Genomic DNA, 511 nt, shown 5'->3' on the forward strand with positions numbered 1-511 from the left:
CAAATATCAATACTAGAAAAAATGGAGATGAAAAAGTTACTGTTAACTGCATACTTAAAACTTGGCAACACCTATAGTTTATTAGGAGAAAAGGAAAAGGCATTAGATGCTTTTAGAAAAGCATATAAGATAAAAGGAATAAATTAGAAAGGTGGTGATAAAGTGAAAAAGATACTTGCACTTATTACAGTAGGAATGTTGATGCTTAATTTAATAACTGTATTTGAAAGTTCAAAAGTAACTGATAATAACGTTATTGCACAAGGTATTACATATGAATTAGCTGACGAAGATCATGGCGGATTGAGAGGATAAAAATTTAATAATTATTATATTTATTTAGATATAAGGATGTGAGAATATGTTATATCCAAGACCACCAAATAGAAAAAGCCTACTAACTCGAATAAATGCCGGCAAGCATGTTTGGTAGAGTTAATAGGCTACTTAATATAAGTTTACTATGAACACATATGAATTTCAATGTTTGGGTGTCAAATTTGCTCTAAAC

General features: G+C 29.4%; 2 protein-coding genes. Both read left to right on the forward strand.

Annotation, left to right across the window (positions count from 1 at the left end; translation table 11 throughout):
• Positions 1-27 precede the first annotated feature (27 nt).
• Entirely contained in the window at positions 28-147 is a 120-nt protein-coding gene (locus BFN48_RS12935) for a hypothetical protein (RefSeq protein ID WP_423230255.1), read from the forward strand.
• A 15-nt stretch (positions 148-162) separates the two neighbouring features.
• Complete coding sequence (locus tag BFN48_RS12525; protein WP_176718883.1) at positions 163-315, forward strand: hypothetical protein; 153 nt, start codon at positions 163-165, stop codon at positions 313-315.
• The last annotated feature ends 196 nt before the right edge of the window (positions 316-511 follow it).

The organism is Caloranaerobacter ferrireducens, assembly GCF_001730685.1.
Lineage (GTDB): Bacteria > Bacillota > Clostridia > Tissierellales > Thermohalobacteraceae > Caloranaerobacter > Caloranaerobacter ferrireducens.